Annotated in this window: 7 protein-coding genes; 2 read left to right on the top strand and 5 right to left on the bottom strand. The window is 71.5% G+C overall.

Annotation, left to right across the window (positions count from 1 at the left end; translation table 11 throughout):
• Nucleotides 1–39: 39 nt before the first annotated feature.
• On the bottom strand, nucleotides 40–306 hold the full coding sequence (locus tag AB0M83_RS10460) for a hypothetical protein (protein ID WP_364515405.1): 267 nt from the start codon (nucleotides 304–306) through the stop codon (nucleotides 40–42).
• A gap of 117 nt (nucleotides 307–423) precedes the next feature.
• Nucleotides 424–1,191, bottom strand: coding sequence for an alpha/beta fold hydrolase (locus AB0M83_RS10455; RefSeq protein WP_364515402.1), 768 nt, complete (start codon nucleotides 1,189–1,191; stop codon nucleotides 424–426).
• 163 nt (nucleotides 1,192–1,354) lie between these two features.
• Here AB0M83_RS10455 and AB0M83_RS10450 point away from each other — a divergent pair, with 163 nt between their 5' ends.
• Both AB0M83_RS10450 and AB0M83_RS10445 read left to right on the top strand, forming a co-directional pair.
• Nucleotides 1,355–3,940, top strand: a complete 2,586-nt coding sequence (locus AB0M83_RS10450) for a LuxR C-terminal-related transcriptional regulator (RefSeq protein ID WP_364515399.1) — start codon at nucleotides 1,355–1,357, stop codon at nucleotides 3,938–3,940.
• Nucleotides 3,937–4,098 (top strand): hypothetical protein, encoded by a 162-nt coding sequence (locus AB0M83_RS10445; protein ID WP_364515396.1) that lies wholly within the window; start codon nucleotides 3,937–3,939, stop codon nucleotides 4,096–4,098. Before AB0M83_RS10450 ends, AB0M83_RS10445 begins: the two co-directional genes overlap by 4 nt.
• 189 nt (nucleotides 4,099–4,287) lie before the next feature.
• Here the strand turns inward: AB0M83_RS10445 and AB0M83_RS10440 are convergent, their stop codons facing one another.
• From AB0M83_RS10440 to AB0M83_RS10430, 3 genes are read right to left on the bottom strand one after another with little or no spacing between them, the layout of a single operon-like run.
• Nucleotides 4,288–5,250 (bottom strand): NAD-dependent epimerase/dehydratase family protein, encoded by a 963-nt coding sequence (locus tag AB0M83_RS10440; RefSeq protein WP_364515393.1) that lies wholly within the window; start codon nucleotides 5,248–5,250, stop codon nucleotides 4,288–4,290.
• A 13-nt stretch (nucleotides 5,251–5,263) separates the two neighbouring features.
• Complete coding sequence (locus AB0M83_RS10435) at nucleotides 5,264–6,556, bottom strand: nucleotide sugar dehydrogenase (protein ID WP_364515391.1); 1,293 nt, start codon at nucleotides 6,554–6,556, stop codon at nucleotides 5,264–5,266.
• Between the two features lie 33 nt (nucleotides 6,557–6,589).
• A complete protein-coding gene (locus AB0M83_RS10430; RefSeq protein WP_364515388.1) occupies nucleotides 6,590–7,273 on the bottom strand; it encodes a PIG-L family deacetylase in 684 nt (227 codons plus the stop codon).
• Nucleotides 7,274–7,313: the final 40 nt, after the last annotated feature.

Genomic DNA, 7,313 nt, shown 5'->3' with positions numbered 1-7,313 from the left:
CTCCCGGACGAACGCCCCCAGGCGTCCGCCGCGGGATCGTCACACCTCGGCGAGCAGCCCCAGGGAGCACAGCGAACCCGCCAGCAGCACCATGTCGTAGCGGGTGTCCTCGACGTCGGTCTCCCAGAGCGCCGCCAGCACCGCGCTGGCCCGGTCCACGTCGCCGTTGTGCTGCTTCAGCGCGATCCACATCGCCGCGGCCACCGGCTCGCAGTCGATCTGGCGGCTCGTGGCGCGGCAGCTCAGCTGGAGGTGACCGTTGGGGAGCATCCGCTGGGTGACACCGGGAACGGTCTGGATCGCCATCATGACTACCTCCGAGGGGCGGGTCGTTTTCTCGATGTACTCAGTTTCGCGGACCGGGGCCCGCCGGACCATGGGGTCCGCACCTGAACTCCGCCTGGGGTTTCCCCACCCTGCCCCCTAGGGGCTCCAGTCACCCAGCCGGGCCTTGACACTGGCCAGAACGCCCTCGAGCTGCGCGTTCAGGTAGAAGTGCCCACCGGGGAACACCTCCACGACGCAGCCGCCGGTCGTGTGGGCGCGCCAGGCGTCCGCCTCGGCGATCTCCGTCACCGGGTCGTCGTCGCCCACCAGCACGTGGATCGGGCACGCCAGCTCGCGTCCCGCGCGGTGGCGGTACGTCTCGACGGCGGTGTAGTCGCCGCGGACCGCGGGCAGCACCATGCGCAGCAGCTCGTCGTCGCCCAGCACCGCGCTGTCGGTGCCGCTGAGCTCCTTGAGCGCCGCGATCAGGCCGTCGTCGTCGCGCTGGTGGACGTACTCGATGCGCTGGGCCGACGGCGCCCGGCACGCGGACGCGAACAGCCCCAGCGGCCGCGCTCCCCGCGCTTCGAGCCGGCGGGCGACCTCGTAGCCGAGCGTGGCGCCCATGCTGTGGCCGAACAGCGCCACCGGCCGGTCGAACCACGGGCCGAGGTCGTCGGCGATCGCGTCGGCCATGGCGCCGACGTCGTCGTAACACCGTTCGCCGAGCCGGTCCTGGCGGCCGGGGTACTGGACGGCGACGACGTCGGCGTCCAGCCCGGCGGCGATGGCCGCGCGCGAGAACGGGAAGTACGCCGTCGCGGACCCGCCCGCGTGCGGCAGGCAGACGAGCCGCACGGCGGCGTCGTCGGCCACGTGGAAGCGCCGGATCCACCGGCTCGTTCTTTCGTTCAGGGCAGTCACAGTTTCCGAAGTGTTCGGGGCATTCCCCGGCCTGGCAACCCCTACCGGAATTGTGTCGGATTCACTCCGTTGGGTGACTTTAGATTGCGGTTGGCCCTGCTTAGGCGCCTGCTGCGAACGTCGTAGGGGCAGGAAGACAACCGCCTGCTTCGAGGAGCTTGCGATGGGCGCGATCTGGGGGCAGAACCGCCGCGAAAATCCGCAGGGGGCCTTGGCTTTTCTCGAGGACCTGTTGATCGAATGCGACGCCGGCGTGGGAGAGACGGTGCTGGTCGGTGGGGGACCGGCCAGCGGGAAGACACACCTGCAGCACCAGGTGGTGGTGCGGGCCAAGGAACTGGGCATCGTCACGCTGACCGCGTCCGGTGCCGCCGACGAGCGTGCCGTGGACGGCGGGGTCATCGACCAGCTGCTCGCGAGTCCGCTGCTGCCGCCGGCGCTGACCGGCGGCCCGGCCGGCGGCGACGGCAGGGATGTCGACGAACGGATTGCCGCGCTGTGCAACGCGATCCACCGGCTGGCCCGCGAACGCGCGGTGCTGGTGGCGGTCGACGACCTGCACCACGTGGACGAGACCTCGGCGCGGCTGCTGCTGCGCCTGCAACGGCGGGCGCCGTCCGCCGCGCTGCTGCTGGTCCTCAACCACGCCGACGGGTCGTACGCGGATTCGCCGTTCACGTCGTTGCCGCACCGGCACGTCGAGCTGACGCCGCTGTCGGTCCAGGCCATCGCGGAGCTGGTGCAGGGCGACGGGCTGCCCGAGCGGATCCACGAGCTGAGCGCCGGGAACCCGCTGCTGGTCCGGGCGCTGGTCGACGCCCACCGCGGCAGCGCGGACACCGGCTCGGCGTACTCCGAGGCCGTGCAGCGGCTGCTGCACCGCTACGGCTCGCCGCTGCGCGAGGTCGCGACCGCGATCGCCGTGCTGGACAGCGACGTCACCACCGAGGCCGTCGCCATCGTCGCCGGGGTCGACCCCTTGGAGGCCGAGGCGTCCACCGGGCGGCTCGCCGACGCGGGACTGGTCGCGGGCGTCCGGTTCCGGCCGCCGGCCGCCGCCGCGGTGGTGGGTGGGCTGCGCGGGCCGGAGAAGGTCCGGCTGCACGCCCGGGCCGCCGAGGTCAAGCACGCCCGCGGGCTCAGTCCCGCCGAAGTCGCCCGGCACCTCGTCGCCTCAGGCGAGGCGGAGGCCGACTGGGCGCTGCCGGTGCTGGTCGCGGCGGCGGAACAGGTGATGCTCGCCGACGACATCGACTTCGCCACCCGCTGCCTGGTGCTCGCCGCGTCGGTCGCGAAGGCGCGGTGGGAGCAGCAGACGATCTCCCAGCTGCTCGCCAAGATCACCTGGCGCGTCAACCCGGCCGCCGCCGCGCCGCACCTGAGATCCCTGCGCGAGGCGGGTTCCCTGGACTCCTCCGACCGGCTCGGGCTCGCACGGCAGTCGCTGTGGCTGGGCGACCGGGACACCTTCGAGCGCTCGTTCGCCGCGCTCGAGAACGACGTCGAACCGCTCGACCCGCGCACGTCGGCGGAGCTCATCCTCGCCGGCTACTGGCACTACGGCGTCTCGACGACGACGGCCGACCCGGGCGATCCCTGGCTGCACACGGCGAACACGCTGGCTTCGATGTGGCGCACGGGCGGCACCGAGGCGACGTCGGCGTGCGCGGAGCGGATCCTGCAGAACTGCCGGCTTTCGGACACCTCGCTCGAAGCGCTGGCCACGGCGATCCTCGCGCTGGCCCACGACGACAAGGCCGACCGCGCGGAAGGCTGGTGCACGTCCCTCAGCGAGGAAGCCGAATACCGCGGCGCGATCACGTGGAAGGCGATGCTCGACGCGATCGGCGCGAGCCTGCGGCTGCGCCGGGGCGACGTCCCCGGTGCCGTGGACCTCGGCACCCGGGCGCTGGGCATGCTGGACGCGCCGAACTGGGGCGTCGCGATCAGCTACCCGCTGGCCACGCTGCTGATCGCGCACACCGCGGCCGGGACGTTCAAGGACGCGGCGGCGGTGCTGCGGCACCCGCTCCCGGACGCGGCGTGGACGACCCTGGGCGGCGTCCGGTACCTGCGCGCCCGCGGGCACTTCCACCTGACGACCAACCGCGGCCTCGCGGCGGTGAGCGATCTGCAGCAGTGCCGGCGGATCCTGCACGAGCAGGACCTCGAGCTGCCGGCGGTCCTGCCGTGGCAGGCCGACCTCGCGGAGGCGAACCTCGGCCTGGGCAACACGGCCATCGCGGTCGAGCTGGCCAGGCAGTCGCTGGCCGGCCCGGCCGACGCGTACTCGCGCGGGTCGGCCCTGCGGGTGCTGGCCCTGGCCGGCGACGCGGCGGCCCGCCCGGGCCTGCTGAACCGGGCGGCGGAGGCGTTCAAGGCGTCCGGCGACCGGCTGGAGCTGGCGAAGACGATGCGCACGATCAACCACCTCAGTCAGCGCGCGGAGCGGGCGGGCAGCCTGGTGAAAGCGGTCCACGTACCGCGCCAGGGCCGCTCCCGGCCGCCGGTGCCCCGGCCGGTGCCGCGCCCGGAGCCGGCGTCGCCGTCGGCGTCCGTGCTGAGCGAGGCGGAGCTGAGGGTGGCCGAGCTGGCCGTGGAGGGCCGGACGAACCGGCAGATCGCGGAGACGCTGTACATCACGGTGAGCACGGTCGAGCAGCACCTGACCCGCGTGTACCGCAAACTGGGCGTCGGCGGCCGGGCCGCGCTGGCGGGCGAGTTCGCCGACGCCGAGGGCGGGCAGTGAAGGTGCTGCTCACCGAGACCGAGCTGCGGGTCGCCGAGCTGGCCGCGGACGCGACGGCGATCGACGCGATCGCGGCGGTGCTGGGAGTGCGGCCGGCGGAAGCGGCGGGGCTTTTGGAGACGGTGTACCGGAAGCTGGGCCGGGCCGGAGGCGCATGAAAGGGTCGTTCACGGCGTTCCGCGGCGTGCGAGCGGGCGGGAACGCGCGGCTCGAACGTCTTGAATGACTCATTCCTGGCGTTGGATGAGGTGAATGACTCATTCAAGGCATCGGGGCCGGCCACCACCGAAACCCGACCGCGGCGAAGGCCACCCCGGGCAAACCCGGGGTGGCCTCCAGAACAAAGCTCAAGAACCGCGCTGATCCGCGACCACCGCCGCGATGATGTCGTCCAGGGTCCGAGTCGGCGAGAAGCCGATCTGCCCCAACGCCTTCGTGCAGTCCGGGATGCGGCGCTGCATGTCCTCGTACCCGTCGCCGTAGGCCTCCTCGTAAGGCACCTTCGCAATCGTGCTCGAAGAACCCGTCGCCGAGATCACGCGCTCGGCGAGCTGGGCGATCGTCGTCTGCTCGGTGCTGCCGAGGTTGAACACCTTGCTGTACGCGGACTCGTCGGCCAGTAACGCCACCAGCGCCGGTACGACGTCGTGGACGTGGCAGAAACAGCGCGTCTGCTGGCCGTCGCCGAAGACCGTGATCGGTTCGCCCGCCAGGGCCTGCTTCACGAACCGGGGGATCACCATGCCGTAGCGCCCGGTCTGGCGGGGGCCCACGGTGTTGAACGGGCGGACGATCACCGTGCGCAGGCCGTGCTCGACCGCGTACAGGTAGGCGAACGTCTCGTCCAGCGCCTTCGCCTCCGCGTACGACCAGCGGTTCTTCAGCGGCGAGCCGATGATCCGGTCGGCGTCCTCGGTGAGGCCGTCGGCCGTGTTCTTGCCGTAGATCTCGCTCGTGGACGCGACCAGGATCGGCACGTCGTGCTGGAGCGCCGCGTCCAGCATGGTCTCCGTGCCGTGCAGGTTGGTGCGCAGGCTCTCCATCGTCTTGTCGAGGATGGTGAAGACGCCGACCGCGGCCGCGAGGTGGAAGATCGCGTCGATGCCGGCCATGCACGCCTCGACCGCCGAGGGGTCGGTCACCGAGCCGCGCACGAAGCGGAACGCCGGGTTGTCCCGGACGCCGGCGAGGTTGTCGAGCGTGCCGGTGCTGAGGTTGTCGAGCGCGACGACCTCGTGGCCGTGCTCCAGGAGGTGCTCGGTCAGGTGGGAGCCGATGAAGCCGGCGCCGCCGGTGATGAGGTAACGCACGTCGGGTGTCCTCTCAGTTCGCGAACAGCGAAGGGTCGAAGCGGTAAGTGGCGTCGATGACGACCGGGCACTGCCCGAGCCAGTCGTACCCGTGGCCGGGCTGGACGGTGTGGATCAGCGCGACGTCCCAGCCGTCGCCCTCCGGCGCGGCGACGCTGTCCAGCTGGCCGCCGGTGACGCGGATGGTCGGCACCAGCGGGTCGTGGTAGCCGACCTTCGCGCCCTTCGCCGCCAGCAGGTCGATGATGTCCAGCGCCGACGACGACCGGACGTCCTGGACGCCGGGCTTGTACGTCACGCCGACCACCAGCACCCGCGCGCCCGCGAGCCCCTTTCCGTTGCGGGACAGGGTACTCACGACGCGGTCGACGACCTGCTTCGGGCGTTCGGCGATGGCGTGCATGGCCTGCGTGACGAGCGGCGCGTTCTGCTGCGTCGCGCGCAGCTGCCAGAGCAGGTAGTGCGGGTCGCACGGGATGCAGTGCCCGCCGACACCCGGGCCGGGGTGGAAGGCCATGAAGCCGTAGGGCTTGCTCGCCGCCGCGTCGATCACCTCGATCGGGTCGATCGAGAAGCCGTCGCTGATCTCCGCGAACTCGTTGGCCAGCGCGATGTTCACCGCGCGGAACGTGTTCTCGTACAGCTTGGTCAGCTCGGCGACCTCCGCGGAGCTGACGCAGTGCACCGCCGGGGTCAGCAGGTTGATCACGCGCTGTGCCATCGCGGTGCACGCCGGCGTCACGCCGCCCAGGACGCGCGGGGTCTCCTGCTGCGTGTGCGTGACGTTGCCGGGGTCGATGCGCTCGGGGCTGGACGCGACGAAGATGTCGCGGCCGACCTTGAACCCCTTGGCGGCCAACGGCTTCACCAGCAGCCGCCCGGCGGTGCCGACGTAGCTAGTGGAGGTGAGGATCAGGGTCTGGCCGGCCCGGGCGTGGGCGATCAGCGCGGTGCAAGCGCTTTCCAGCGGGCCGAGGTCGGGCATCAGGTACTCGTCCAGCCCGGTCGGCACGCACACCAGGACCGCGTCGGCCTCGGCCATCCGCGCCAGGTCGGCGGTGAGCTGGAAGTCCTCCTGGTGCACGGCTTTCTCCAGCCGGCGGTGGTCGGCCTCGATCAGGTCGACCTCGCCGGAGCGGATCGCGTCGAGGCGGTTCTGCGAGAGGTCGATGCCGATGATGCCGACCCCGCTCTCGTGCAGGCCCAGGGCGGTCGGCAGGCCGACGTACCCCATCCCGATGACGGCGACGGAGGTCAGTTCGTTCAGCTCGGCCAGGATTTCGTATTCGGCGACAGTACTCGTCATTGCGGTTCACCCGTCTCTTGCACGGTGGAAGGGTCAGTGCACGACCCGGACGATTTCGAAGGCTTCGGCGAGTTCGGTGGAGATCTGCGAGCCGCGGTATTCGGCCAGGGCGCGGACGCCCCGCTCGCTGCGCGGGTGGGGCCAGGGCTCGAGTTCCTTGCCGTACGCGCGCAGCGCTTCGATCTTGCGCTCGACGTGCGTCTCCTCGAGGCGCTGCCAGCAGTTGGGGCGGAAGGTGACCGGCAGCCCCGACGCCTCGCCGACGTCGGTGGCGGAGCGGATTTCGAAGGTCCGCACCTCCTGCACGCTGCCCTTGCCCGGCCGGCCCGCGACCCGGGCGGCGCGGCTGACCAGCGCGTGGTCGGTGCTCAGGTCGCACATGCTCGTGGTGAGGATGGTGTCGGGCTCGAAGTCCCGGACCTCGTTCTCCACCGTGCGGTTGAGCTCGAGGTGGCTGACGGTGTCGAGGCGGTTGTCCCCGAACTCGTGGATGCGCACGCGTTCGATGCCCAGCGTCTTCGCGGCCAGCTCGATCGCGGCGGTGCGGTTGACGACCCCGGCACCGGTGGACGAGCGCGAGCCGTCGTCGTTGGTGAGGATGCAGAGCGAGATCGTCACACCCTCGTCGGCGAGCCGGGCGATGGTGCCGCCCGCGCCGAGCGTCTCGTCGTCGCCGTGCGCTCCCACGACCAGCAGCTTGCCAATTTTCCTGTGCATACCGGATCCCCAGTCTTCGTGCTGATGGAAGTGCCTTCGT

Source organism: Amycolatopsis sp. NPDC051106, assembly GCF_040682775.1.
Taxonomy (GTDB): domain Bacteria; phylum Actinomycetota; class Actinomycetes; order Mycobacteriales; family Pseudonocardiaceae; genus Amycolatopsis.
This window is presented reverse-complemented; position numbering and strand designations above follow the sequence as displayed.

Bases quoted from the DNA above. Each gene is read 5' to 3' on its own strand.
- AB0M83_RS10460 (WP_364515405.1), bottom strand. From the start codon at position 306: ATGGCGATCCAGACCGTTCCCGGTGTCACCCAGCGGATGCTCCCCAAC.
- AB0M83_RS10450 (WP_364515399.1), top strand. From the start codon at position 1,355: ATGGGCGCGATCTGGGGGCAGAACCGCCGCGAAAATCCGCAGGGGGCC.
- AB0M83_RS10435 (WP_364515391.1), bottom strand. From the start codon at position 6,556: ATGACGAGTACTGTCGCCGAATACGAAATCCTGGCCGAGCTGAACGAA.
- AB0M83_RS10430 (WP_364515388.1), bottom strand. From the start codon at position 7,273: ATGCACAGGAAAATTGGCAAGCTGCTGGTCGTGGGAGCGCACGGCGAC.